We start from the raw sequence: 24,634 nt of genomic DNA, 5'->3' as shown, positions 1-24,634 counted from the left end.
ATTTCCTTATTGATTATGGAAGCTGACGCTGCCTTTTTCGGCAAATGCGCGCGTGGCTTGCTGGCAATCGTGGGTGGCGGACATTAATCCCGCCAGTAACTGGTGTGAGTAATCGGCATGTTTATTTTCCAGCGCCAGAATCAGTTGCTTAATATGCGCCAGCGCCACCGGGCCACATTTTTCCAGGTGCGCTAACTGATTCGCCATCCAGCTTTCTATCTGTTCTTTTTCTACCACTTCATCAATCAAATTCGCCGCCAGGGCTTCCTGCGCCGTCAGGCGTTTACCCAACATCAGCATCTGGCGACCAACCACCGGACCGACCTGATTAAGCACACGTTCGATGCCCATCCAGCCAGGCACCATGCCAAGCATCACTTCCGGGTTAGAGAGTTTTGCGTTGGGGCGAGCGATACGAATATCGCAGCACAAGGCAAGTTCAATACCGCCGCCGATGGTGTGACCGTTTAGATTCGCAACCGTTAATTGCGGTAAATTGCGTAGGCGATTAAAAACATCATTACCGCGTTTAATCCACTTTCTGCCCATATCTAATGGAGAATAAGTCGACCATGATTTAATATCGCCGCCCGCACAAAAGAATTTATCGCCGGTTGCGGTTAATTCGACTAATCGTAATGTGGTGTTGTTTTCAATTTCATTTAAATAATGATCGAGAGATTCAATCATCTCTTCATTAATGGCATGACATTTATCTTCACGGTTCAACGTCAGACGGCAGGAAGCCGCCGCTCTGCTGAACAGAACGGGTTGGTCATTCATGATCATTCCTTAACAATAATGCGCGATGCGATCGACGCTAATATCCAGCGTGCTGTTTATATCTTGCTGCCACCAGTACGGTGAGAATATTTCCAGCTCTATAGCGCCATTAAATCCGGCGTTTTCAACCAGGCGACGGATTGACGGAATATTGATGATGCCATCTCCCGGCATTCCCCGATCATTGACCAGATCGGTGGTTGGCACTAACCAGTCGGAAACATGAAATGCGAGAATTCGTTTTCCGGCACGCAGGATTTGGCTGGCCAGTTCCGGGTCCCACCAGACGTGGTAGACATCCACCGCCACGCCGAGACCAAACTCACCATCGGGATCGAGTTCATCACACCAGTCCAGTGCCTGGCGTAGCGTACACAAACAGGAACGATCGGCGGCAGTCATCGGGTGCAGTGGCTCCAGCGCAATTGGCACGCCGACTTCTTTCGAATGTGGCAGCAACTGGCGAATCCCTTGTTTCACCTGTTCCCGCGCCTCATACAGATCTTTTGTGCCAGTTGGTAACCCGCCAACCACCTGCATGTAACAGGCGGCGTTCAGCGCAGCGGCATCGTCCAGCGCCCGACGGTTATCATCTACTGCCAGTTTGCGCTCCGCCAGCGTCGGCGCGGTGTAATAGGTGCTACGACACAAACCGGAAACGCTCATGTTACTGGCGGCAAGCTGGCGGGCGATCTGCTGGAGATCTTCGCCCTGCAACTCTCTGCGCCAGGGGGCGAGCGCGCCGATACCGCGTGCGGCGCAGGCATCAATAATGGCGGGTAGCGGCATTTTATAGCCCAGCGTCGCGGTATTAATGCTGAATAAATCCGGGCGTTGTAACAGATCTCTCATGATTCAGCCTCAGAAGCGCGGCATACTTAAGCCGCCGTCGATAGCGACCGCCTGGCCACAGGTATAAATCAGTTTGCCTTCCGCCATTGCCCGTACTGTGGAGGCGATATCAGCCGGATAACCCCAGCGTCCCCACGGCACCAGACCTTTGGCAATTAGTTCATCATAATAGGCCGTTGCCGGAATGGTCATATCGGTTTTGATTAGGCCGGGGCGCACTTCATAGACGCCAATTTGTTCATTGCAAAGGCGAGCGGCAAACAGACGAGCAGCGGCAGAAACGGCGGTTTTGGCAATGGTATATTCGCCGCGATTCATCGCCAGCATGATAGCGTTGATTGAACTGACAAAAATAATCGAGCGGTGCGGTAGCTCCGCTTCCGGTTTCGGTTGTGCCAGTAAGCGTTTACTGAATGCCTGAGCGAGGAAAAACGGCGCACGGGTGTTAATGGCAATGTTTTGGTCGAAGCTGTCTGGCTCCAGGTCGAGAAGGTCACCGCGCTTTTTCACAGAAATCCCCGCGTTGTTGAGCAGACAGTCCAGACGCCCCCACTGGTTTTGCGCCGCGTCGAGCATCTCTTCATGCAGGGAGAGATCGCCAACATCGGCAGGGAAGCAAATCACTTCCACGCCTTCTGCCAGACATTCCTGTTGCGTGGCATGTAATTTTTCTACGCTGTCGGCATCGGGGCGATCGTTAATCAGCAGGTTAAAACCGCCACGAGCAAGTTCCAGCGCACAGCCTTTTCCAATACCACGTGCGGCTCCGGTAATCACGGCAACGGGACGAGTGGACTTCATACAATAACCCTCTTTTGAATATTGTTTCCTTGAGTGACGATTAGCTTGCGACGTGTGGAAAGAAATATCAACCATCTGGTTGGTTGATCTGCGATAGCGATCACAGGGCATTTGATAACTCGATGAAAGTACGAGTTTTTGCCCTTTTTTCTGGAGCTGAAATCAAATCAGGTTATGATAGTAATCCTGAAGAGGTCGTGGGGAAGCGTTATGTATCTTGATACCAGCAACGTACAAAGCCTGAAGGAAAAACTATTATTATGTGCGGTTAATGAATTTGCCGAATATGGTTATGAAGGGGCCAGAGTCGATAATATCGTGAAGGCTGCGGAGTGCAGTAAACAGACGGTTTACCATCACTTTGGTAATAAAGAAAATTTATTTATCGAAGTGCTGGAATATACCTGGAATGATATTCGACAAAAAGAAAAATCCCTTGATGTTTCAGGTCTCCCTCCACAAAAAGCAATTGAAAAAATCATCGATTTTACCTGGGATTATTACATTGCTAATCCCTGGTTTTTAAAAATTGTGCATAGTGAAAACCAGAGCAAAGGTGTGCATTATGCAAAATCACAGCGTCTTCAGGAAATTAACCACGCGCATTTGCAGTTAATGGAATCCTTGTTGGCTGAAGGGAAGAAACTCAATATTTTTAAGCCTGATATCGACCCGTTGCAGGTGAATATCAATATTGCCGCGCTTGGAGGATATTATTTGATCAACCAGCATACGCTTGGCCTGGTTTATCACATCAGCATGGTTTCACCGCAAGCGCTGGAAGCCAGACGTAAGGTCATTAAAGAAACGATCCTTAGCTGGCTTCTGCTTGAACCTTCATCTACCGCGCACGAATAAAACTGCCATCTGGCTGGCGGGTAAACAGAACCTGTTGATTATTCTCCGTATCAATGGTTAAGCCCGTCACCACGCCGCTGGCGTTCTGGCGAATTTTCACTATCTGCCCATTTTGCAAATTACTCAGCGGTTTACCCACGCCTTCTACCTGCGCCATTGCATAGACATCAGTGGCGGGTAGACCGTGGTCGCGGAACAGTTGCGCCATCGTTTTGCCGGGTTCGACACGGTAAGAGCGCCACTGGTTGTCAATTCCGCTATCTGGCTGGAAAGGTTGTGTTTGTGCGGTTTGCGGCTGATCTTCAGGCTGACTTTCCTGTATCGGTTCAGGGGCGACCGGTGCCACCTGATCGGGATCATTTTGTGGGGTGACTAATTGCGCCCGCAGTTGTTCTTCCGTCGGCGGTTGGGATTGCGACTGAATATCCAGTTGCGCTTCACGCGTCACCACCGGCGCGTCGGGCGTATCATCAGACGGAAGTAGAAAACCGATCACCAATACAATGGCGGCAATAATGATCCCCCGACGATGCATCGGCGGCAGCGGGTCCATGAAGCGAAAATTGTCCGGCGCGTGCCAGACTTTCTCCAGGGTTGGTTTTAGTTCAAAGCGCCCGGGCATGGTTTCCTCCTGCTCCGCGTCTTGTTCCTCAATCATAGCCTATGAATAAGCTAACGCTATGATGTCCGTGGTAAACCCGCTTTTATTATATTCATACGGGATATTGCTATTGTTTCTTTTTCCCCGTGATTTGTCATCATTCCCGCGACAAAGTTTTACCCAAAGTTGTGTGGCTGATATGCTGCCCGCTACTTTTTACCCTAAGAAAGGAAATACGATGACCACCCCAACTTTTGATACCATCGAAGCGCAAGCAAGCTACGGCATTGGTTTGCAGGTAGGGCAACAACTGAGTGAATCTGGTCTGGAAGGGTTACTGCCAGAAGCACTGGTTGCAGGCATTGCTGATGCGCTGGAAGGCAAACATCCGGCTGTTCCGGTTGATGTGGTGCACCGTGCGCTACGTGAAATCCACGAACGTGCCGATGCTGTTCGTCGTCAGCGTTTCCAGACGATGGCTGCCGAAGGTGTGAAATACCTTGAAGAAAACGCCAAAAAAGAGGGTGTGAACAGCACCGAATCTGGCCTGCAATTCCGCGTGATTAATCAGGGCGAAGGCGCAATTCCGGCACGTACCGACCGCGTTCGCGTTCATTACACCGGTAAACTGATCGACGGTACTGTATTTGACAGCTCCGTTGCCCGTGGCGAACCGGCTGAATTCCCGGTTAACGGCGTGATCCCAGGCTGGATTGAAGCACTGACTCTGATGCCGGTAGGTTCTAAATGGGAACTGACTATCCCGCAGGAACTGGCTTATGGCGAGCGTGGCGCTGGCGCGTCTATTCCTCCGTTCAGCACCCTGGTGTTTGAAGTCGAACTGCTGGAAATCCTCTAAGCAGCGCATTCTGTTCCCCTCGAGCCAGAGGGGAGCAGGCATTCAGCAATAAACCCTTCAGTTTGCCAAACGGCGCTATTTTGTGTTGCAAAGACCACGTAAGCGTGTATTTTTGTGAGCTATTTCGCGTTATCACCGTGATATGACACTCACTTTAAACATTAAATTAACATTAGATCTAAATCTTAGTATTCATCCCGCGCATTGTTACCTAATATCGATGAGTCCCGATACCGATTCGTCGTATCATAGACTGACAAAAGGCCGCAGAGCCTGAACAACACAGACAGGAAGAAAAAACATGGTAGATCAGGTAAAAGTCGTTGCCGATGATCAGGCTCCGGCTGAACAGTCGCTACGGCGCAATCTCACAAACCGACATATTCAGCTTATTGCCATTGGCGGTGCCATAGGTACAGGGTTGTTTATGGGTTCCGGTAAAACAATTAGTCTTGCCGGGCCGTCGATCATTTTTGTTTATATGATCATCGGTTTTATGCTCTTTTTCGTGATGCGGGCAATGGGGGAGTTGCTGCTTTCGAATCTGGAATATAAATCTTTTAGTGACTTCGCTTCCGATTTATTGGGGCCGTGGGCGGGTTATTTCACTGGCTGGACTTATTGGTTCTGTTGGGTGGTAACCGGTATGGCGGATGTTGTGGCGATTACCGCTTACGCGCAGTTCTGGTTTCCAGGACTTTCCGACTGGGTGGCGTCGTTGTCGGTGATCATTCTGTTGCTGGTTCTTAATCTCGCCACCGTGAAAATGTTTGGTGAGATGGAGTTCTGGTTCGCGATGATCAAAATCGTCGCTATTGTGTCGCTGATTGTTGTCGGTCTGATTATGGTGATGATGCACTTCCAGTCACCGACTGGCGTAGAAGCGTCGTTTGCGCATTTGTGGAATGACGGCGGCTGGTTCCCGAAAGGCTTAAGCGGCTTCTTTGCCGGATTCCAGATAGCGGTTTTCGCTTTTGTGGGGATTGAGCTGGTCGGCACAACGGCTGCGGAAACCAAAGATCCAGAGAAATCACTGCCGCGTGCGATTAACTCCATTCCGATCCGCATCATTATGTTCTACGTCTTCGCGCTGATTGTGATTATGTCCGTGACGCCGTGGAGTTCAGTGGTCGCGGAGAAAAGCCCGTTTGTAGAACTGTTTGTGCTGGTGGGGCTGCCTGCGGCGGCAAGTGTGATTAACTTTGTGGTGCTGACCTCTGCGGCTTCTTCTGCTAACAGTGGCGTATTCTCTACCAGCCGTATGTTGTTTGGTCTGGCACAGGAAGGCGTCGCGCCGAAAGCGTTCGCTAAACTCTCTAAACGCGCAGTACCAGCGAAAGGGCTGACCTTCTCTTGTATCTGTCTGCTCGGCGGCGTGGTGATGTTGTATGTGAATCCAAGCGTGATTGGCGCGTTCACCATGATCACCACGGTTTCAGCGATTCTGTTTATGTTCGTCTGGACAATTATCCTTTGCTCGTACCTGGTGTATCGCAAACAGCGTCCACACCTGCATGAGAAGTCGATCTACAAGATGCCGCTCGGCAAGCTGATGTGCTGGGTATGTATGGCGTTTTTTGTGTTCGTTATCGTGCTGCTGACGCTGGAAGATGACACTCGGCAGGCGCTGCTGGTTACTCCGCTGTGGTTTATCGCGCTGGGGCTGGGCTGGTTGTTTATTGGTAAGAAACGTATAGCGAAGTAATGCTGCTAAGGTACCTGCGGGTGCCTTTCAGGCTGCAAAATTGCCTGATGCGCTACGCTTATCAGGCCTACGGGAGCTCTGCCATATATTGAATTTGCGTGCTTTTGTAGGCCGGATAAGGCGTTTACGCCGCATCCGGCATGAACAAAGCACACTTTGTCTGCAATCTCTTTTGTCTTTATACATTCCTAAAAATACTTCCCGTCATCGACAGCGCCCAGGCGCGGGCTTACCGTGAATCTTTGCCACTTATTGCAGAGTTCACTATGGCTAAGCACAGTTGGTTATTAATCGCCGCATTACCTCTCTCCATTTCACCTTCCTGGGGCGCAGATTTTTATTACCGCCAGCAGGAGAAAGGTACGGTTTACATTGCCGAACAGAAGGGGGAAAAAGATGAGATCCTCTCCGAATTACCAGATATTAATTTTTCCCACCTTTGGCGCATTGCCAATTTAGCCAATAAACAAGAAACCCGCTTACTGTACGATTTTAATCCCGATAAGTTCGATTGCGATGATGAGGGGGATTGTCAGCATACCTGGCTCACCGATGGACGCTCTGTCCTTTGGGCAGGCAAAGTCCTGACAAACCCATCCGGTAAACCTAATGTCGATGCCACCAGTTTTCAGGCATTCGGCGCTTTCGCTGCCGATAAACGCAGTATCTATTTTGATGGTCAGCGTACCGATGATAATAGCGGTGATAAGCAGGTGGATATGTCAACGCTGGAAGAGACGGACATCTGGAATTTACTGCGTGATAAAAATAGTCTTTGGCATAAAGGTCGCTGGTTGGGTCATGCCGATGGATTTCAAATCGTGCGGCATGATTCAGCCATACAATTTGTTGTGCTGACAAATTCGCAGGTAATTGTTAACGGTAAGCTTCTGCCCGCCGATCGCAAAACTTTTCAGATTAAACGTTGGATGCCTGGTGAACGGTTGGTTTATCGCGATAAAAGCGGCGAGCATGACTATGAGCTTGAGGATATTGAGTATCGCTGTGCGCCATTTAATAGTGGTCTGAATAATGTGTCCTGGCTCAAACATGAAGCCACTCCAGCGGGCAGTGACTGTGTTTATGAAACGCTGGTGGGGGTTGATCCGGAATATTTTTATCTGTTTGTTTGGGACACCGGTTTATATAAGAACCAAATTTATAAAGTAACAACCAACGCCTTGGGTGAAGGTGAATTGATTAATCTTAAGTCGGAGGAACTCTCCGGCTCACTTGAAGCAGGTGGTTGGCGGAGATTAATTAATACGTATATATCTCCAGACGGGCAGCTTTACGCTCAACAAGCGACTGAAATTGTGAAAGAGCGTGCCCGGCAAGGTGAATGGCTGCGTTATAACCTGGGTGTGGGAGGATGGTCATTGGTGAAGCAACCTCCGAGCGGACTAAAACCCTTATTTAAATAACCTCTTCACACTAACAGCTTCAGGATGACGCTATGTTGCGAATTAAATCCCTTTGTCTCGCCCTGGCTTTATTTTCAACCACCTCACTAGCCTGCTCCGGTGTACCTTCTGCTGCGTTTTACTACCAGCCGTGGGGGCAAGGAACAAAATATAGCGTTGAAGATAGTGACGATTATGGACTCTATTTCCCGGATATTCATTTACCGCAGGTCAAGTTTAAGCAACTTCGCCGCGTACCCAACGGCACTGATGATAAATATGATTCTCCGGATAATATCAATAATGATTTTGTACAAGTGGATGCTGGCACTTATATCAGAACTAATGGCGGCTGGCGTTTCGACTGGTTGACTGATGGCCGTCATATTTTATGGGCAGGGAAAATAGTCCAGAACCCGCCGGGAACACCGAAAGTCGATGCCGCAACATTCCGTGCCTGGGGACGTTTTGCCGCTGATAAAGACAGCCTCTATTTTGATGGCGAACGCACGGATGATAACCGCGGCGAAAAGCAGGTTGATATGGATTCGCTGCAACAAGTCGGCGGTCGCGTTCGTTCAGGTGATTCTGCGGATGTGCTCAAAGATCGCCGCAATATTTATTTTCAAGGGCGTTGGTTAGGCAGTGCACAAGGGTATTCTATTCTTGGCGTTAAATCCTGGACACGTCGCCCCATTCTTTATTCACCTAATAGTTGTGAAAGCAAAAGTAATCCTGGACCGTGGGATACCATTTGGCGAACCCAATCGCAGGTCTTTGTGAATGGAGATGCCATCAATGCCGATCCGGATACCTTTCATCTTGTGCGCTGGATGGCCGGTTCACTACTGATTTATCGCGACAAAAACGGGGAGAAACGTTATTCGTTCGGGAAAGATTGCCGGAGTACGTTTGATCTACAGCGAGATAAAGTAACATGGTTGACGCGTGATGCTTCCCGGCGCGCTAATGACTGCCGGGTTGCGACCATTCCTGATGTTGATCCGGAATATTTTCGCCCGTTGACGCAGAATGTGGCGCAATATAAAGATTCGCTCTATCTGGTGAAGTATGTTTCTGGGGTCGAAAAAACGCTTTCGGTTATTCATTTACCCGACCCCAAACAAGAATTACAGGGAGGCGTTAATATTGTAGGGAATAAAGTTTATTTCATCGCGAGCGCTGATGTGACTATTTTCGATATTAATGGGCATTGGACGTGGTATAAAAGCCCCGATGGCACAACATTAAATTATTTGGCACATGATGACCGCTATACGTATTTTATTAACGAAGACACGGTTGAGCTCTTTGAACTGAAAGGCCAATGGACGTGGTTTAAATACGCCAATGGTCAATTATCAGATACCTTTGCTCATGATGACCATTATATTTATTACGTAGGAGATGGGTTGGTTCGTGATGCGAAGCGGCGTAATGAGACTCGACAACTCAATGCGGCGCATCTTGATAAAAACGGCAGTCTGCTTACCGTTGAAGGTAAGTACACCAGTTACAATAATGAATTGCTTCCACTGAGTGACTGAATCACTTAACAATCAACGATCCTGCTCATGTCAGGATCGTTGATCAAACAAATCACTCACCCGCCAGCGCGCGTGGGAACAGTACATTATTTTCCAGACTGATGTGCTCCATTAAATCATCAATCAGTTCATTAATACCGTTATACATCGCTTTCCAGGTGGTGCAGGCTTCCGGCGGCGGTGTGACGTTATTGGTAATGTGTTTGATAACCTCCAACAGCTCACCTGCTTCATCGTGTTCGCTTTCCATTACGCTGATTGGCCCCATCGCCTGGCTGCCCATGCCTTGTTTGATCATCGGGAAGAGGATCTGCTCTTCTTTCATCATGTGGCTGGAAAGCTTTTCATGCAGCATAGTCAGGTATTTTGTCAGCCCTTTTGGCACGCTCGGTTTGTCGGCGTGAACGCGCTCTACTTTGGTGGCTTGCAGGATCAACTCTGGCAGTTGTTCACGGTGACGATCGTGGTAGCGCACGATGATATGGTCGATGATTTCTGCCAGCGGCGCGCTACGCCAGTCTTTCTCAATCGGTTGTTCAGCAAGCTTTGCCAGTTCGGCTTCAATGACGTCAACATCCAGTTCTTTACGTGCCGCCGCGCGAGCCAGCGTCTGCTTACCGCCGCAGCAGTAATCCATATCATATTGACGAAACAGAGCCGAAGCGCGAGGAATAGAGAGCGCCAGTTCACCTAAAGGTTGGTCGCGATAAGCCATAGCTGATACCTCATTCTTAATAAGATAAGATGCATTTTAAATGCATCTTTAAGTTAAAAGCTATAACCCTTACGTAGCAGAGGATTATTTAACAGATTGGCAAGGTGTCAACTTTCAGAGACAGGTTCAGCTAAGGGTTTTTCCGGTTTTGCTCTGACTGCAATGATCACGCCGGCCACTAACAGAGCGATACCGCTCAGCGTCATCAGCGGTGGAATTTGTTGGCGGAGTAAAAAGGTGTACAGCAAACCTGCCAGCGTTTCGAAAACAATCAGCGGCCCGAGGATCACCGTCGGTAATCGCTGGCTGGCGACGTTCCAGCAAAGTGCGCCGACCCATGAGCAAAGCACGGCGATAGCAATCATCAGGCTAATAAAGGCCAGTGGACGGGAGCCAAAAGGTAGAGAGAAATCAGGCATTTGCGTATTCAGCCAGAAACAAGCAACAACATAACCGATGAGCGAAATCGGCAGCGTGACCAGCGCCTGCGCCGTCGCCCACATCATTGGATGTTTGTCTGAATTTTCCCGCAGCCAGCGGGCGTTGCGCAATGCATACCACGCCCAGCAAACCACGGAGACTAATGCCAGCATGACGCCTGAGGTATAACGTGCCCAGTCAAAATTGGGGAGACCGTGGTTTAACTCAGCAATATTTACACACGCAAGGCCGATACCAATACAAACCAGCGCCGGGGCGAGTTTCCCCCACGCGAGTTTGCCGTCGCGCTGGCTGTACAACAAATTGGCAAAGACCGGGATAACCACTGGCAGGGTGCCGATAATCATCGTGGAAACAGGCGCGCCGGTTCGCTGAATGGCACTGGCAAGGCAAAAGTAATAGATGAGATTGCCCATCATGGTGAGCATTAGCGCGGTAAGCCAGTCGCGACGTGTCAACTGGCGCAGACGCACGCGCCCCAGCCAGGCAATGGGCAGTGCAATTAAACCTAATGCCAGATAGCGTCCCATTGATTGCAACATCGCCGGGTATTCTGGAACGATCAACGGCCCGACAAAAATAAGCCCCCACATCAACCCTGCTAACAGGGCGTACAGCACGCCGCTAATCATCACTGGCATCCATTGGTCTGTCAGAAGAAATATTCAGGGAACAGAGATGGTTGCTCCCCGCATCCCGTCATTATCAGAGAGGATGCGGGAGGATGCCACTTTAATTAACTAGTTATTAACATTAAAAAGCGCGTTTACGCTTTCGGCTAATGTTGTTGTCGGGCGGCCAATCAGCGTGCTGAGTGTTTTGCTGTCATCAAACAGACCACCTTTTGATGCGCCAACGTCAGAGTCAGCCAGCATATCCGCCAGTCCGCCAGGAAGACCAACGCTTTTCAGCGCTGCGGCGAAATCGGCTTCGCTCATATTCTGGTAGATAACTGGTTTGCCGCTCTGTTTGGTCAGCTCTGCCGCTAACTGTGTCAGCGTCCAGGCGTTGTCGCCCGCCAGCTCATAGACTTTGCCTTCGTGACCTGCTTCGCTAATTACGCGTGCCGCAGCCTCTGCGTAATCTGCACGAGTTGCTGAGGCAATTTTGCCATCGCCCGCCGCACCAATAAATACGCCGTGTTCCAGTGCTGCCGGGGCGCTGGCGAGGTAGTTTTCAGTGTACCAGCCGTTGCGCAGCAGGGTATAAGCGATGCCAGAATCAGCCAGCATTTTCTCCGTCTCGATATGCTCAGCAGCCAGGCCGAGCGGGGAGGTGTCCGCATGTAACAGGCTGGTGTAGGCGATAAATTTCACGCCAGCCGCCTTTGCTGCATTAATAACATTACGATGCTGCGAGGCACGCTGTCCCACTTCGCTGGAAGAGATCAGCAGCAATTTTTCCACGCCCTGTAGCGCAGATGTCAGTGCAGCTTCATCGCCGTAGTCAGCCTGACGCACGCTAATGCCTTGTGCGCTCAAAGCATGCGCTTTTTCCGGATTACGTGCGATAGCCACTATTTGGCTGGCAGAAACGGTTTGCAGCAAAGATTCAATTACATTGTGACCAAGCTGGCCGGTCGCGCCGGTGATTGCGATCATGAGAAATCTCCATTGGTTTGTCTTGTGTTTAAATACGCTAACACCCAAACTAACTTTTAGTAAGTACATACAAAAAGGTAAGTATGAAATGAATCGGGTAAGCCTGTCGCAACAACTGAAAGAGGGAAACCTCTTCGCTGAGCAGTGTCCGTCGCGGGATGTGCTGAAACACGTTACCAGCCGTTGGGGGGTACTGATTCTGGTGGCGCTGCGCGAAGGCACTCATCGCTTTAGCGACTTGCGGCGTAAAATGGGCGGAGTGAGCGAAAAGATGCTCGCGCAGTCGTTACAGGCGCTGGAGCAGGATGGATTTGTTAACCGTATCGCGTATCCGGTGGTGCCGCCGCATGTGGAATATAGCCTCACACCGCTGGGTGAACAGGTCAGTGAAAAGGTTGCTGCACTGGCAGACTGGATTGAGTTGAATTTGCCAGAGGTGCTGGCGGTGCGGGATGAACGTGCGGTATAACTGCCGGAGACCTACGATTCGTGGTTTGTAGGGCGGATAAGACGCGTCAGCATCGCATCCGCCAGGAAGTGCCGGATGCGATGCATGATGTGTAGACCGAAAACGGTGTGTCTTACTTACTCAAATCCACCTGATAAATCGCAAACCCGATATCATCAGTCGCGACTTTATTCATCGGATACTGACCCTTCTCTTTAATAAAGTCTGCGGCTTTATCGGACGGGGACGTTTCAAAACGAATATCCAGTTTTTTATCACCGGCAATCGGCGCTAAACGCCAGTTATTATCTGCCGCTGGGTGAATTTCTCCTGCACGCTTCGACTCTTCAGCAATCCACGCTGCCAGCACCGAACGGTTCTCATCCGGCGACGCAAAGGCGATATGGCTGTCGCCTGTTCCGGCAAATTTGCCACCGTATGCACGATAATTATTGGTAGCAACCAGGAACATTGCGTCCGGATCAATCGGTTTACCATTAAAGGTCAGATTCTTAATCCTTTCCGCATTGGCATTAATCACCTGACATTCACCGTCATAGCGGGCTGGCTGGGTAACATCAATCTGATAATTCACGCCGTCAATCACATCAAAGTTATAGGTACGGAAGCCATCCCAGTTGATTAATGACTGCGGTTTAGTGCTGTTGGGATCTATCTGGTTAAACTGCCCGGCGGAGCACTCCAGCCACTCTTTAACTTCCTTGCCGCTGGCTTTTACCACAATCAGCGTATTGGGATAGAGATAGAGATCGGCGGCATTACGGAAAGTCAGTTGGCCTTTTTCCACTTCTACATAGCTGGCAGGATCGTTCTTGCGACCGCCAACTTTAAACGGCGCAGCGGCAGAGAGCACCGGCAGTTTTGCCAGATCCGGATCGCCCTGAATGTAATGTTCGACATACGCTTTTTGCGCGTTGTTCACCACCTGCACCGTCGGATCGTCCTGTACCAGCGCCAGATAGCTATACATATTGTCGGCGGATTTCCCGATAGGTTTGCTGACAAACTGGCGTGTGGCATCGTGATCGGCTTTCAGCGTTGCAACCAACTTGCTGTCTTCAGCGGCGAGTGATTTTTTATTGGCGACATCGTAAATCGGGCGAGCTTCCGCTTTTGCTTGCGTCACCTGCCATTTCCCGCTGTCATTATTGAGTTGCAGATCGACCACGCCGAGATGATCGCCCCACATGCCTGGCATTACCGCCGGAACACCGTTAATCGTACCTTTGGCGATATCTACGCCTTTGATATCAGCAAAATCTTTGCCCGGGAAGACGGCATGGGCATGACCAAACATAATGGCATCAACGCCCGGAATTTCACTGAGATAATAAACTGAGTTTTCCGCCATTACTTTATACGGATCGGCAGACAGACCAGAATGCGCCAGAACGACAACGACATCGGCACCTTTCTCGCGCATTTCCGGCACGTACTTGCGCACTGTTTCGGTAATATCGTTAACGGTAACTTTGCCGGATAAATTGGCTTTATCCCATCCCATAATCTGCGGTGGCACGACGCCGATATAGCCAATTTTCAGCGTTTGCTTTTTCCCGTCTTTATCGACTACTTCGGTGTCTTTAATTAAATACGGTGTAAACATCGGCTGGTTGGTTTTTACGTCAATGACATTGGCATTTATATAGGGGAATTTCGCCCCCGCCAGCGCATTTTTCAGGTAATCCAGACCGTAATTAAATTCATGATTGCCGAGTGTGCCGACGGTATAATCCAGCGTATTCAGCGCCTTATAGACCGGATGAATATCACCGGCTTTTAATCCTTTAGCCGACATGTAATCCGCCAGCGGGCTGCCCTGAATCAGGTCACCGTTATCGACCAACACGCTATTTTTCACTTCATTGCGCGCGTCATTAATCAGGCTCGCGGTGCGTACCAGCCCAAATTTTTCTGTGGATGTGTCTTTGTAATAATCGAAATCCATCATGTTGCTATGCAAATCAGAGGTTTCCATTATGCGTAGATCGACTGTTGCCGCATTCACGCTGGCAGCAATCAGCGTGGCCAGGAGCGTTGCGCTAAACTTAATCATAAGGGACATCCTTTTATGAACGAGAAGATAAAACGTCTTTCATACGGAGCGTGAAGGATGCCATAAATAATAAATCAGGAAACGATGACGCCATCACAGTTGGCGGATTCTATAGCGATGGGGTATAAGTAAAACAATAAGTTAACGCCGCTCACAGAGACGAGGTGGAGAATGTTAGATCAAGTATGCCAGCTTGCACGGATTGCGGGCGATGCCATTATGCAGGTCTACGACGGGACTAAACCGATGGACGTCGCCAACAAAGCAGATGACTCTCCGGTGACGGCGGCAGATATCGCCGCGCATACCGTAATCATGGAAGGATTACGTAAACTGACGCCGGATATCCCCGTTCTTTCTGAAGAAGATCCTCCCGGTTGGGAAGTCCGCCAGCACTGGCAACGTTACTGGCTGGTGGATCCGCTGGACGGCACCAAAGAGTTTATTAAACGAAATGGCGAATTTACCGTTAACATTGCGCTGATCGACAAAGGCAAACCGATATTAGGTGTGGTGTATGCGCCGGTAATGAACGTAATGTACAGCGCGGAGGAAGGAAAAGCCTGGAAAGAAGAGTGCGGCGTGCGCAAGCAGATTCAGGTACGCGACGCTCGCCCGCCTCTGGTCGTCATTAGCCGTTCCCATGCGGATGCGGAGCTGAAAGAGTATCTGCAACAGCTTGGCGAACACCAGACGACATCCATCGGTTCTTCACTGAAATTTTGCCTGGTGGCGGAAGGGCAGGCTCAGCTCTACCCGCGTTTTGGGCCAACCAATATTTGGGACACCGCTGCCGGTCATGCTGTGGCTGCCGCTGCCGGAGCACACGTCCACGACTGGCAGGGGAAACCGCTGGATTACACTCCGCGTGAATCCTTCCTGAATCCAGGGTTCCGGGTTTCTATTTATTAAGCAACTTATGCAGCAAGTCCATCACTTGCTGCACCTCTTCCTGAGTGAGCGCTCCATCTTTTGCCCATTGCACGCGACCGTCTTTATCCAGCACTGCAATGGCGGAACTCTCTTCATCCAACTGCCAGGCGCTGCGTGCGATGCCGTTGCTGTCGACAATAAACTGTGACCACGGATAGAGCTTTTTATTGCTCTCCAGGCTGCTACGTACAAACATACCTGAACCGGGGATAGCGTCGTCGGTGTTCACAATGGTGGTCGTCTGGTAGCGATCATGCGGCAGTTTTGCCGATTTAATCGCTTCAATCAGCGTCGCATTTTTCTCTTTTGCGGAGGTGCGACCGGCAATATGTTGCAGTACCCGCACTTTCCCCACTAACTGTGCGCTGTTCCAGGTATTGTAGCTAAACTGATCTTTATCAAGTACTAACTCGCCACGATCGGCAATGCCAATTGGTGGTACTCGCTGACCGGTTTCGAATTTATGCGCGGAGGCCATCATCGGCAGTAGCAAGCAAGTCAGCGCGAGAATCTTGCGTAGGGTCATAGTGTTTCCTTCTTATCGTATGCAGGTGATCCGACCACTTGGGGCGGACTTTTAATCATATGTGCTATTTATCGAATTTCCCGCAAGTGTGGTGCCAGTTTGCGGACAAGCGCACAAATCATATGAAAAATGAATGCTTATACTGAAGATTGTGGTTAGGTGAAAAGATAATTCTGAATAACTGTAACGTTAAGGTAAAAAACTTTATACACACTGGAAACATTGCAGCGATAGACTATAGTCATCAGGCATTAAAATTTGCGCCTCATAATAGTTGGGCCGATTGTGGCACCACAAAGGCGTAATACTCAGCAGGAGATAACAATGAAAATTTTCCAACGGTACAACCCACTGCAGGTGGCGAAGTACGTGAAAATCCTGTTCCGTGGACGGTTATACATCAAGGACGTTGGCGCTTTTGAATTTGATAAGGGTAAGATTCTTATCCCAAAAGTGAAGGATAAGCTGCATTTGTCAGTGATGTCCGAAGTTAACCGTCAGGTTATGCGTCTGCAAACAGAGATGGCTTAACCAGCGTGCTATGCAGTAATAAGACGGCTCCTGATTCAGGAGCCGTTGATGTTTCTGGGGTTATGCGACGCTTTCTTCTTTATTTTTATCTTTAGCGTCAGGCAGTTTCGGTGAAAGGGCGGTGGCTTTGCTGTCGATCCGCGTCACCAGCAGTTGGTCGATGCGGTAGTTATCGATATCCACCACTTCAAATTTGTAGCCGGAGAGTTTCACTGAATCGGTGCGTTTCGGGATCTTACGCAGCATAAACATCATAAAGCCGCCGATGGTTTCGTAGTTGCCCGACTGCGGGAACTCGTCAATATCCAGCACACGCATCACGTCGTCAATCGGCGTACCGCCATCGATTAGCCATGAGTTCTCATCACGCGCGACAATCTGTTCTTCCAGCCCCTGACCGACCAGATCGCCCATCAACGTGGTCATCACGTCGTTGAGGGTAATTATCCCCACCACCAGGGCGTACTCGTTCATGATTACCGCAAAGTCTTCACCCGCAGCTTTAAAACTTTCCAGCGCCTCAGAGAGGGTCAGAGTGTCAGGCACGATCAGCGTGTTGCGAATCTGCACGCCGCTATTCAGTGCCAGACTTTGATTGGCCAGCACGCGGTTCAGCAGATCTTTCGAGTCCACATAGCCGATGATGTGGTCGATATCTTCATTACAGACGAGGAATTTTGAGTGCGGATGCTCCGCCACTTTATTCTTCAGACTTTGCTCATCTTCATGGAGATCGAACCAAATCACGTTTTCACGCGGCGTCATGGAAGACGGCACGGTACGGGATTCCAGTTCAAACACGTTTTCGATCAGCTCGTGTTCCTGTTTACGCAGTACTCCAGCCAGTGCACCGGCTTCTACCACCGCGTAGATGTCATCAGAAGTGATGTCATCTTTACGTACCATCGGCAATTTAAAGATACGGAAGATCATGTTTGCCAGGCCGTTGAAAAACCACACCAGAGGGGTGCAGACGAACAGGCAGAAGCGCATCGGGTTGATGATACGCAAAGCCACAGCTTCTGGCGCAATCATACCGATGCGTTTCGGGGTTAAATCCGCAAACAGAATAAACATGCCAGTCACTAATGAGAAAGAGAGAATAAAGCTCAGTTGCTCAGAGAGTTCCGCTGATATATAGCGAGAGAACAGGCTGTTAAAAGCCGGAGAGAACGCCGCATCACCGACGATACCACCGAGTATCGCCACCGCGTTCAGACCAATTTGCACCACGGTAAAGAACATGCCGGGATTTTCCTGCATATCCAGAACGCGCTGGGCGTTTATATTGCCTTCATCAGCCAGCAGTTTAAGTTTGATTTTGCGTGAGGCGGCAAGCGAGATCTCGGACATCGAGAAGAACGCACTCACAGCGATCAAGCATAGTATGACTAAAATACTGTTTAACATATCTTATCCGACCGTTCAGGTCAGATCCTCGGAAGGGGAAGTTGATTAATTTGTGCGAAATACACATTGAAAGCCGGTTCGAAGAGAGTGAACCGACATTTTCAGTGGCTAGTATAGCGTAAGGTTCTGTAAAGTCGCCAGAGGGTTAAATTTTTGCTTCATTTCGCTTTAGTTCAGCCTTTTATTGCTACGCTTCAGGCGGCAGGCAAACGCCGATCCCACCAATTCCACAATAGCCATATGGGTTTTTGTGCAGATATTGTTGGTGGTCATCTTCGGCATAATAAAACGGTGTAGCGTTGGCGATCTCGGTGGTTATCTGGCGATCGTCACCGACGGTGAGCATTGCGGCCTGAAAACGTTCCAGACTGGCGCGGGCGGCAGCGTCCTGTTCTGGTGTCAGCGGGTAAATTGCGGAACGATACTGCGTGCCGTGGTCATTGCCCTGACGCATCCCTTGTGCGGGATCGTGATTCTCCCAGAATACCTGTAACAGTTGTTCGTAGCTGATCACTGACGGATCGTAAACCACGCGTACCGCTTCGGCGTGGCCGGTATCACCAGAACACACTTCCCGATAGGTCGGGTTTGGCGTGTAACCGCCGGTATAGCCTGCGGCAGTGCTGTAAACACCGGGAAGTTGCCAGAAAAGGCGTTCCACGCCCCAGAAACAGCCCATAGCAAAAATGGCGATCTCCATTCCGTCAGGCACATTGGTCATTGAGTGGCCGTTGACCGCATGCAATGTGGCTACAGGCATCGGGGTATTACGTCCAGGAAGGGCATCGGCGGGGGAAACCAGATGCTTTTTATCAAATAAACTCATAGTGTTGCTCTCCCGAAAGTCGGCCTTTGGGGATTAGGTTGTAACAAGAGACGTATTTGCACACAATAACCCCCGTGAATGTGTATAAAGTAAACCATAAGAAATATTTTGGGTTTAGTCTGCTTTTAAATCCATATGGCTGGATTTTTGTTAAGCCGTTTAACGGAGTTCCAGGGGCAGGAACAAAGGATATTCAGGAGAAAATGTGCGCTATATCCGACAGTTATGCTGTGTAAGCTTACTCTGCTTTAGCGAAGCTGCCGTCGCCGCGAACGTCCGTCTACAGGTCGAAGGGTTATCGGGGCAGCTAGAAAAGAACGTTCGTGCGCAGCTTTCTACGATTGAAAGTGATGAAGTTACGCCAGATCGGCGCTTTCGCGCACGTGTTGATGATGCTATCCGCGAAGGTCTGAAGGCGCTGGGCTATTACCAGCCGATCATTGAATTTGATCTCCGACCACCGCCAAAGAAGGGGCGGCAGGTGTTGATCGCCAAAGTCACGCCCGGCGTGCCGGTGTTGATTGGCGGCACTGATGTAGTTTTGCGCGGCGGTGCGCGGACTGATAAAGACTATTTGAAGTTGCTCGATACCCGCCCGGCTATAGGCACGGTGCTGAATCAGGGCGACTACGAAAATTTCAAAAAGTCCTTAACCAGCATCGCGTTGCGTAAAGGCTATTTCGATAGCGAATTTACCAAAGCACAGTTGGGTATCGCACTTGGCTTGCATAAAGCCTACTGGGATATTGATTACAACAGTGGCGAACGCTACCGCTTTGGGCATGTGACCTTCGAAGGATCACAGATCCGCGATGAGTACCTGCAAAATCTGGTGCCGTTTAAAGAGGGCGATGAGTACGAATCTAAAGATCTGGCGGAACTGAACCGCCGTCTCTCCGCTACTGGTTGGTTTAACTCGGTGGTGGTTGCACCGCAGTTTGATAAAGCGCGAGAAACTAAAGTATTGCCACTGACTGGCGTCGTTTCGCCGCGCACGGAAAACACCATTGAAACCGGGGTCGGGTACTCAACGGACGTTGGCCCACGAGTTAAAGCCTCGTGGAAAAAGCCGTGGATGAACTCTTACGGTCACAGCCTGACCACCAGCACAAGTATCTCTGCACCGGAACAGACTCTCGATTTTAGTTATAAAATGCCGCTGCTTAAGAACCCACTGGAACAATACTATCTGGTACAGGGTGGTTTTAAGCGTACTGATCTGAATGATACCGAATCCGATTCCACCACCCTGGTTGCTTCCCGTTACTGGGATCTTTCCAGTGGCTGGCAGCGTGCCATTAACCTGCGCTGGAGTCTCGACCACTTTACTCAGGGTGAAATCACTAACACCACGATGCTGTTTTATCCTGGGGTCATGATTAGCCGGACGCGATCACGCGGCGGCCTGATGCCGACCTGGGGCGACTCGCAGCGTTACTCTATCGACTACTCCAACACCGCCTGGGGATCGGACGTCGATTTCTCCGTATTCCAGGCGCAGAACGTCTGGATCCGCACACTTTACGATCGCCATCGCTTTGTCACTCGCGGCACGCTGGGCTGGATTGAAACCGGTGACTTCGACAAAGTACCGCCGGATTTACGTTTCTTCGCCGGGGGCGACCGCAGTATTCGCGGCTATAAATACAAATCGATCGCTCCGAAATACGCCAATGGTGACCTGAAAGGGGCATCAAAGCTGATTACCGGATCGCTGGAGTATCAGTACAACGTGACCGGAAAATGGTGGGGCGCGGTGTTTGTCGATAGCGGCGAAGCGGTAAGCGATATTCGCCGCAGTGACTTTAAAACCGGCACCGGGGTTGGCGTGCGTTGGGAATCGCCGGTCGGGCCGATCAAGCTCGATTTCGCCGTTCCGGTCGCTGACAAAGACGAGCATGGTTTACAGTTTTACATCGGTCTGGGGCCAGAATTATGAGTTTATGGAAAAAAATCAGCCTCGGCGTAGTCATCGTTATTTTACTGTTGCTGGGATCAGTGGCGTTTCTGGTGGGCACCACCAGCGGCCTGCATCTGGTATTTAAAGCGGCGGACCGCTGGGTGCCAGGGCTGGATATTGGCAAGGTCACTGGCGGCTGGCGCGACCTTACCTTGTCTGACGTTCGTTATGAGCAGCCAGGCGTGGCGGTAAAAGCGGGCAATCTGCATCTGGCGGTCGGGCTGGAGTGCCTGTGGGACAGCAGTGTTTGTATTAACGATTTGGCACTGAAGGATATTCAGGTCAACATCGACAGTAAAAAAATGCCCCCTTCAGAGCAAGCGGAGGAAGAGGAAGATAGCGGGCCGCTGGATCTCTCTACGCCATATCCCATCACCCTGACGCGGGTAGCGCTGGATAACGTCAACATTAAGATTGATGACACTACGGTGTCGGTGATGGACTTCACCTCCGGTCTGAACTGGCAAGAGAAAAACCTGACCCTGAAACCGACATCGCTGAAAGGGCTGTTGATTGCCCTGCCGAAAGTGGCAGAAGTGGCGCAGGAAGAAGTTGTCGAACCGAAGATTGAAAATCCGCAGCCGGATGAAAAACCGCTGGGCGAAACGCTGAAAGATCTCTTTTCTCGCCCGGTATTACCGGAGATGACCGACGTACATTTGCCGCTCAACCTGAACATTGAAGAGTTTAAGGGTGAGCAACTGCGCGTGACGGGCGACACGGACATCACCGTGCACACCATGCTGCTGAAAGTCAGTAGCATCGATGGCAATACCAAACTGGACGCACTTGATATCGACTCTAATCAGGGGAGCGTTAATGCCAGTGGCACGGCGCAACTGTCCAATAACTGGCCGGTAGATATCACCCTCAATAGCACACTGAACGTGGAGCCACTAAAAGGCGAAAAAGTGAAGCTGAAAGTGGGTGGTGCGCTGCGCGAACAACTGGAGATTGGCGTTAATCTTTCCGGTCCGGTGGATATGGATCTGCGCGCCCAGACGCGGCTGGCAGAAGTCGGATTGCCGCTCAACGTGGAAGTAAACAGCAAACAGCTTTACTGGCCGTTTACTGGCGAGAAGCAGTATCAGGCGGATGATCTGAAACTGAAACTCACCGGAAAAATGACTGATTACACGCTCTCTATGCACATGGCGGTGAAGGGGCATGAGATCCCGCCAGCGACCATTACCCTCGATGCAAAGGGCAATGAACAGCAGGTTAATCTCGACAAACTTACCGTCGCAGCGCTGGAAGGGAAAACCGAGTTGAAAGCGTTACTCGACTGGCAGCAGGCGATTAGCTGGCGTGGTGAGTTAACGCTTAACGGCATTAACACTGCGAAAGAGTTCCCGGAGTGGCCGTCAAAACTCAATGGTTTGATCAAAACCCGAGGCAGCCTGTACGGCGGCACCTGGCAGATGGACGTACCAGAGTTGAAGCTGACCGGCAATGTTAAACAGAACAAAGTGAACGTTGACGGAACGCTGAAAGGCAACAGTTATATGCAGTGGACGATCCCAGGTCTGCATCTGGAACTGGGGCCAAACAGTGCCGAAGTGAAAGGCGAGTTGGGGGTAAAAGATCTCAATCTTGATGCCACCATCAACGCGCCGGGGCTGGATAATGCGCTACCAGGACTGGGCGGTACAGCGAAAGGGTTGGTGAAAGTACGCGGTACTGTGGAAGCGCCACAACTACTGGCAGATATTACCGCGCGCGGTTTGCGTTGGCAGGAACTCTCCGTAGCGCAGGTTCGTGTGGAAGGCGATATCAAATCCACCGATCAGATTGCGGGTAAACTCGACGTGCGCGTTGAGCAAATCTCGCAGCCGGATGTGAATATCAACCTCGTCACTCTGAACGCGAAAGGCAGCGAAAAGCAGCACGAGTTACAACTGCGGATTCAGGGCGAGCCGGTTTCCGGGCAGCTCAATCTGGCAGGGAGTTTTGATCGCAAAGAAGAACGTTGGAAGGGAACACTTAGCAATACGCGCTTCCGGACGCCGGTCGGCCCGTGGTCGCTGACGCGTGATATCGTACTGGACTACCGCAATCAGGAGCAAAAAATCAGCATCGGGCCACACTGCTGGCTTAACCCGAATGCGGAACTGTGCGTGCCGCAAACCATTGATGCCGGGGCTGAAGGGCGTGCGGTGGTGAATCTCAACCGTTTCGACCTGGCAATGCTGAAGCCGTTTATGCCGGAAACCACTCAGGCCAGCGGTATCTTTACAGGTAAAGCGGATGTCGCCTGGGATACCACCAAAGAAGGGCTGCCGCAGGGCAGTGTTACTCTTTCCGGGCGTAACGTGCAGGTGACGCAAACCGTCAACGATGCGGCGCTGCCAGTAGCGTTTCAGACGCTGAACCTGACGGCGGAGTTGCGTAATAACCGTGCCGAGCTGGGCTGGACAATCCGTCTGACTAATAACGGTCAGTTTGATGGTCAGGTGCAGGTAACCGATCCACAAGGGCGGCGTAACCTCGGCGGCAACGTGAATATCCGTAACTTCAACCTCGCGATGGTAAACCCCATCTTTACGCGTGGTGAAAAAGCGGCGGGTATGGTGAGCGCCAACTTACGTCTGGGCGGTGATGTGCAGAGCCCGCAGTTGTTTGGTCAGCTCCAGGTCACTGGTGTGGATATCGATGGCAACTTTATGCCGTTTGATATGCAGCCGAGCCAGCTTGCGGTCAACTTTAACGGTATGCGCTCGACGCTGGCGGGCACTGTGCGAACCCAGCAGGGGGAAATTTACCTGAACGGTGATGCTGACTGGAGTCAGATTGAAAACTGGCGTGCGCGGGTGACGGCAAAAGGCAGTAAGGTGCGGATCACCGTACCGCCGATGGTGCGCATGGATGTGTCGCCAGATGTCGTATTCGAAGCCACACCAAGCCTGTTTACCCTCGATGGCCGCGTGGATGTACCGTGGGCGCGCATTGTGGTGCACGATCTACCGGAAAGTGCGGTGGGCGTCTCCAGCGATGTGGTAATGCTCAACGATAACCTGCAACCGGAGGAGGCGAAAACGGCATCGATTCCGATCAACAGCAACCTGATTGTTCACGTTGGCAACAATGTGCGCATTGATGCCTTCGGCCTGAAAGCGCGACTGACGGGCGATCTCAATGTCGTACAGGACAAACAAGGTCTGGGTCTGAACGGGCAGATCAACATTCCGGAAGGTCGCTTCCATGCCTATGGTCAGGATCTGATTGTGCGTAAAGGTGAACTGCTGTTCTCTGGCCCGCCGGATCAACCGTATCTCAATATCGAAGCGATTCGTAACCCGGATGCAACAGAAGACGACGTGATCGCCGGTGTTCGTGTCACCGGGCTGGCGGATGAGCCGAAAGCGGAGATCTTCTCTGACCCGGCGATGTCACAACAGGCGGCATTGTCCTACTTGTTACGCGGACAAGGGCTGGAGAGCGATCAGAGTGACAGCGCGGCGATGACCTCGATGCTGATTGGTCTGGGGGTTGCACAAAGTGGTCAGATTGTGGGTAAAATCGGTGAGACATTTGGCGTAAGTAATTTAGCGCTCGACACCGAGGGGGTAGGCGATTCCTCCCAGGTGGTGGTCAGCGGCTATGTATTACCAGGCCTACAAGTGAAATACGGCGTGGGGATATTTGACTCTATAGCAACACTCACGTTACGTTATCGCCTGATGCCGAAGCTATATCTGGAAGCCGTGTCTGGTGTAGACCAGGCACTGGATTTGCTCTATCAGTTCGAGTTTTAGCT

Annotated in this window: 21 protein-coding genes; 10 read left to right on the top strand and 11 right to left on the bottom strand. The window is 50.8% G+C overall.

Annotated features, from left to right (window positions below; translation table 11 throughout):
- Positions 1-6: 6 nt before the first annotated feature.
- Genes C1192_RS18945 through C1192_RS18935 form a run of 3 tightly spaced genes read right to left on the bottom strand, consistent with a single transcriptional unit; the run spans position 7 to position 2,436 of the window.
- Positions 7-783, bottom strand: a complete 777-nt coding sequence (locus tag C1192_RS18945) for an enoyl-CoA hydratase/isomerase family protein (RefSeq protein ID WP_038355141.1) — start codon at positions 781-783, stop codon at positions 7-9.
- A 9-nt stretch (positions 784-792) separates the two neighbouring features.
- On the bottom strand, positions 793-1,635 hold the full coding sequence (locus tag C1192_RS18940; protein WP_001205218.1) for a sugar phosphate isomerase/epimerase family protein: 843 nt from the start codon (positions 1,633-1,635) through the stop codon (positions 793-795).
- A gap of 9 nt (positions 1,636-1,644) precedes the next feature.
- Positions 1,645-2,436: a 3-ketoacyl-ACP reductase gene (locus tag C1192_RS18935; RefSeq protein WP_000843394.1), complete on the bottom strand. Its 792-nt coding sequence runs from the start codon at positions 2,434-2,436 to the stop codon at positions 1,645-1,647.
- Between the two features lie 210 nt (positions 2,437-2,646).
- Here C1192_RS18935 and C1192_RS18930 point away from each other — a divergent pair, with 210 nt between their 5' ends.
- Complete coding sequence (locus tag C1192_RS18930) at positions 2,647-3,294, top strand: TetR/AcrR family transcriptional regulator (protein WP_001517639.1); 648 nt, start codon at positions 2,647-2,649, stop codon at positions 3,292-3,294.
- On the opposite strand, the gene ytfB is transcribed toward C1192_RS18930, so the two are convergent.
- On the bottom strand, positions 3,278-3,916 hold the full coding sequence (ytfB, locus tag C1192_RS18925) for a cell division protein YtfB (RefSeq protein WP_038355140.1): 639 nt from the start codon (positions 3,914-3,916) through the stop codon (positions 3,278-3,280). The genes C1192_RS18930 and ytfB overlap by 17 nt on opposite strands.
- Before the next feature lie 217 nt (positions 3,917-4,133).
- On the opposite strand from ytfB, the gene bamJ reads away from it, so the two are divergent.
- The 4 genes from bamJ to C1192_RS18900 all read left to right on the top strand — a co-directional run bounded on the left by bamJ (position 4,134) and on the right by C1192_RS18900 (position 9,409).
- On the top strand, positions 4,134-4,754 hold the full coding sequence (bamJ, locus tag C1192_RS18915; RefSeq protein ID WP_000211229.1) for a BamJ family beta-barrel-assembly machinery protein: 621 nt from the start codon (positions 4,134-4,136) through the stop codon (positions 4,752-4,754).
- A 301-nt stretch (positions 4,755-5,055) separates the two neighbouring features.
- The gene (gene cycA / locus C1192_RS18910) at positions 5,056-6,459 is read left to right on the top strand and encodes a D-serine/D-alanine/glycine transporter (protein WP_000228359.1); all 1,404 of its coding nucleotides are present in this window, start codon (positions 5,056-5,058) and stop codon (positions 6,457-6,459) included.
- 266 nt (positions 6,460-6,725) lie between these two features.
- On the top strand, positions 6,726-7,883 hold the full coding sequence (locus C1192_RS18905) for a hypothetical protein (protein ID WP_038355139.1): 1,158 nt from the start codon (positions 6,726-6,728) through the stop codon (positions 7,881-7,883).
- 32 nt (positions 7,884-7,915) lie between these two features.
- Positions 7,916-9,409: a hypothetical protein gene (locus tag C1192_RS18900; protein ID WP_038355138.1), complete on the top strand. Its 1,494-nt coding sequence runs from the start codon at positions 7,916-7,918 to the stop codon at positions 9,407-9,409.
- 52 nt (positions 9,410-9,461) lie between these two features.
- Here C1192_RS18900 and ytfE read toward each other — a convergent pair whose 3' ends face one another.
- The 3 genes from ytfE to C1192_RS18885 all read right to left on the bottom strand — a co-directional run bounded on the left by ytfE (position 9,462) and on the right by C1192_RS18885 (position 12,166).
- Entirely contained in the window at positions 9,462-10,124 is a 663-nt protein-coding gene (ytfE, locus tag C1192_RS18895) for an iron-sulfur cluster repair protein YtfE (protein WP_038355137.1), read from the bottom strand.
- Positions 10,125-10,231: 107 nt separating this feature from the next.
- Positions 10,232-11,197, bottom strand: a complete 966-nt coding sequence (locus C1192_RS18890; RefSeq protein WP_038355136.1) for a DMT family transporter — start codon at positions 11,195-11,197, stop codon at positions 10,232-10,234.
- Positions 11,198-11,305: 108 nt separating this feature from the next.
- Positions 11,306-12,166 carry an SDR family oxidoreductase gene (locus C1192_RS18885; protein ID WP_001517644.1) on the bottom strand — a complete coding sequence of 287 codons (861 nt, stop codon included), beginning with the start codon at positions 12,164-12,166 and terminating at the stop codon, positions 11,306-11,308.
- 88 nt (positions 12,167-12,254) lie between these two features.
- Here C1192_RS18885 and C1192_RS18880 point away from each other — a divergent pair, with 88 nt between their 5' ends.
- Positions 12,255-12,635: a winged helix-turn-helix transcriptional regulator gene (locus C1192_RS18880; protein WP_038355135.1), complete on the top strand. Its 381-nt coding sequence runs from the start codon at positions 12,255-12,257 to the stop codon at positions 12,633-12,635.
- A 112-nt stretch (positions 12,636-12,747) separates the two neighbouring features.
- Here the strand turns inward: C1192_RS18880 and cpdB are convergent, their stop codons facing one another.
- Entirely contained in the window at positions 12,748-14,691 is a 1,944-nt protein-coding gene (cpdB, locus tag C1192_RS18875; RefSeq protein WP_016262813.1) for a 2',3'-cyclic-nucleotide 2'-phosphodiesterase, read from the bottom strand.
- Positions 14,692-14,862: 171 nt separating this feature from the next.
- Here cpdB and cysQ point away from each other — a divergent pair, with 171 nt between their 5' ends.
- On the top strand, positions 14,863-15,603 hold the full coding sequence (cysQ, locus tag C1192_RS18870; protein WP_000886881.1) for a 3'(2'),5'-bisphosphate nucleotidase CysQ: 741 nt from the start codon (positions 14,863-14,865) through the stop codon (positions 15,601-15,603).
- Here the strand turns inward: cysQ and C1192_RS18865 are convergent.
- The gene (locus C1192_RS18865; RefSeq protein ID WP_001517647.1) at positions 15,593-16,150 is read right to left on the bottom strand and encodes a YtfJ family protein; all 558 of its coding nucleotides are present in this window, start codon (positions 16,148-16,150) and stop codon (positions 15,593-15,595) included. The two genes, cysQ and C1192_RS18865, sit on opposite strands and share 11 nt — an antisense overlap.
- Before the next feature lie 324 nt (positions 16,151-16,474).
- Here C1192_RS18865 and C1192_RS18860 point away from each other — a divergent pair, with 324 nt between their 5' ends.
- Positions 16,475-16,681, top strand: a complete 207-nt coding sequence (locus C1192_RS18860; protein ID WP_000689228.1) for a DUF1107 domain-containing protein — start codon at positions 16,475-16,477, stop codon at positions 16,679-16,681.
- Positions 16,682-16,741: 60 nt separating this feature from the next.
- Here the strand turns inward: C1192_RS18860 and paeA are convergent, their stop codons facing one another.
- Complete coding sequence (paeA, locus tag C1192_RS18855) at positions 16,742-18,091, bottom strand: polyamine export protein PaeA (RefSeq protein ID WP_038355134.1); 1,350 nt, start codon at positions 18,089-18,091, stop codon at positions 16,742-16,744.
- Between the two features lie 187 nt (positions 18,092-18,278).
- A complete protein-coding gene (msrA, locus tag C1192_RS18850) occupies positions 18,279-18,917 on the bottom strand; it encodes a peptide-methionine (S)-S-oxide reductase MsrA (RefSeq protein WP_016249513.1) in 639 nt (212 codons plus the stop codon).
- A gap of 205 nt (positions 18,918-19,122) precedes the next feature.
- Between msrA and tamA the strand changes: the two genes are divergently transcribed.
- Both tamA and tamB read left to right on the top strand, forming a co-directional pair.
- Complete coding sequence (gene tamA / locus C1192_RS18840; protein ID WP_038355133.1) at positions 19,123-20,856, top strand: autotransporter assembly complex protein TamA; 1,734 nt, start codon at positions 19,123-19,125, stop codon at positions 20,854-20,856.
- A complete protein-coding gene (gene tamB, locus C1192_RS18835) occupies positions 20,853-24,632 on the top strand; it encodes an autotransporter assembly complex protein TamB (protein WP_038355132.1) in 3,780 nt (1,259 codons plus the stop codon). The genes tamA and tamB overlap by 4 nt, the downstream gene beginning before the upstream one ends.
- Positions 24,633-24,634 lie beyond the last annotated feature (2 nt).

Origin of the sequence: Escherichia marmotae, assembly GCF_002900365.1 — a bacterium.
Classification (GTDB): domain Bacteria; phylum Pseudomonadota; class Gammaproteobacteria; order Enterobacterales; family Enterobacteriaceae; genus Escherichia; species Escherichia marmotae.
The sequence above is the reverse complement of the archived record's forward strand: the minus strand, read 5'-3'. Positions and strand labels throughout refer to the sequence as shown.

Coding starts and splice junctions, on each gene's coding strand:
- C1192_RS18945 (WP_038355141.1), bottom strand. CDS start 783: ATGAATGACCAACCCGTTCTGTTCAGCAGAGCGGCGGCTTCCTGCCGT.
- C1192_RS18940 (WP_001205218.1), bottom strand. CDS start 1,635: ATGAGAGATCTGTTACAACGCCCGGATTTATTCAGCATTAATACCGCG.
- C1192_RS18935 (WP_000843394.1), bottom strand. CDS start 2,436: ATGAAGTCCACTCGTCCCGTTGCCGTGATTACCGGAGCCGCACGTGGT.
- C1192_RS18930 (WP_001517639.1), top strand. CDS start 2,647: ATGTATCTTGATACCAGCAACGTACAAAGCCTGAAGGAAAAACTATTA.
- ytfB (WP_038355140.1), bottom strand. CDS start 3,916: ATGCCCGGGCGCTTTGAACTAAAACCAACCCTGGAGAAAGTCTGGCAC.
- bamJ (WP_000211229.1), top strand. CDS start 4,134: ATGACCACCCCAACTTTTGATACCATCGAAGCGCAAGCAAGCTACGGC.
- cycA (WP_000228359.1), top strand. CDS start 5,056: ATGGTAGATCAGGTAAAAGTCGTTGCCGATGATCAGGCTCCGGCTGAA.
- C1192_RS18905 (WP_038355139.1), top strand. CDS start 6,726: ATGGCTAAGCACAGTTGGTTATTAATCGCCGCATTACCTCTCTCCATT.
- C1192_RS18900 (WP_038355138.1), top strand. CDS start 7,916: ATGTTGCGAATTAAATCCCTTTGTCTCGCCCTGGCTTTATTTTCAACC.
- ytfE (WP_038355137.1), bottom strand. CDS start 10,124: ATGGCTTATCGCGACCAACCTTTAGGTGAACTGGCGCTCTCTATTCCT.
- C1192_RS18890 (WP_038355136.1), bottom strand. CDS start 11,197: ATGATTAGCGGCGTGCTGTACGCCCTGTTAGCAGGGTTGATGTGGGGG.
- C1192_RS18885 (WP_001517644.1), bottom strand. CDS start 12,166: ATGATCGCAATCACCGGCGCGACCGGCCAGCTTGGTCACAATGTAATT.
- C1192_RS18880 (WP_038355135.1), top strand. CDS start 12,255: ATGAATCGGGTAAGCCTGTCGCAACAACTGAAAGAGGGAAACCTCTTC.
- cpdB (WP_016262813.1), bottom strand. CDS start 14,691: ATGATTAAGTTTAGCGCAACGCTCCTGGCCACGCTGATTGCTGCCAGC.
- cysQ (WP_000886881.1), top strand. CDS start 14,863: ATGTTAGATCAAGTATGCCAGCTTGCACGGATTGCGGGCGATGCCATT.
- C1192_RS18865 (WP_001517647.1), bottom strand. CDS start 16,150: ATGACCCTACGCAAGATTCTCGCGCTGACTTGCTTGCTACTGCCGATG.
- C1192_RS18860 (WP_000689228.1), top strand. CDS start 16,475: ATGAAAATTTTCCAACGGTACAACCCACTGCAGGTGGCGAAGTACGTG.
- paeA (WP_038355134.1), bottom strand. CDS start 18,091: ATGTTAAACAGTATTTTAGTCATACTATGCTTGATCGCTGTGAGTGCG.
- msrA (WP_016249513.1), bottom strand. CDS start 18,917: ATGAGTTTATTTGATAAAAAGCATCTGGTTTCCCCCGCCGATGCCCTT.
- tamB (WP_038355132.1), top strand. CDS start 20,853: ATGAGTTTATGGAAAAAAATCAGCCTCGGCGTAGTCATCGTTATTTTA.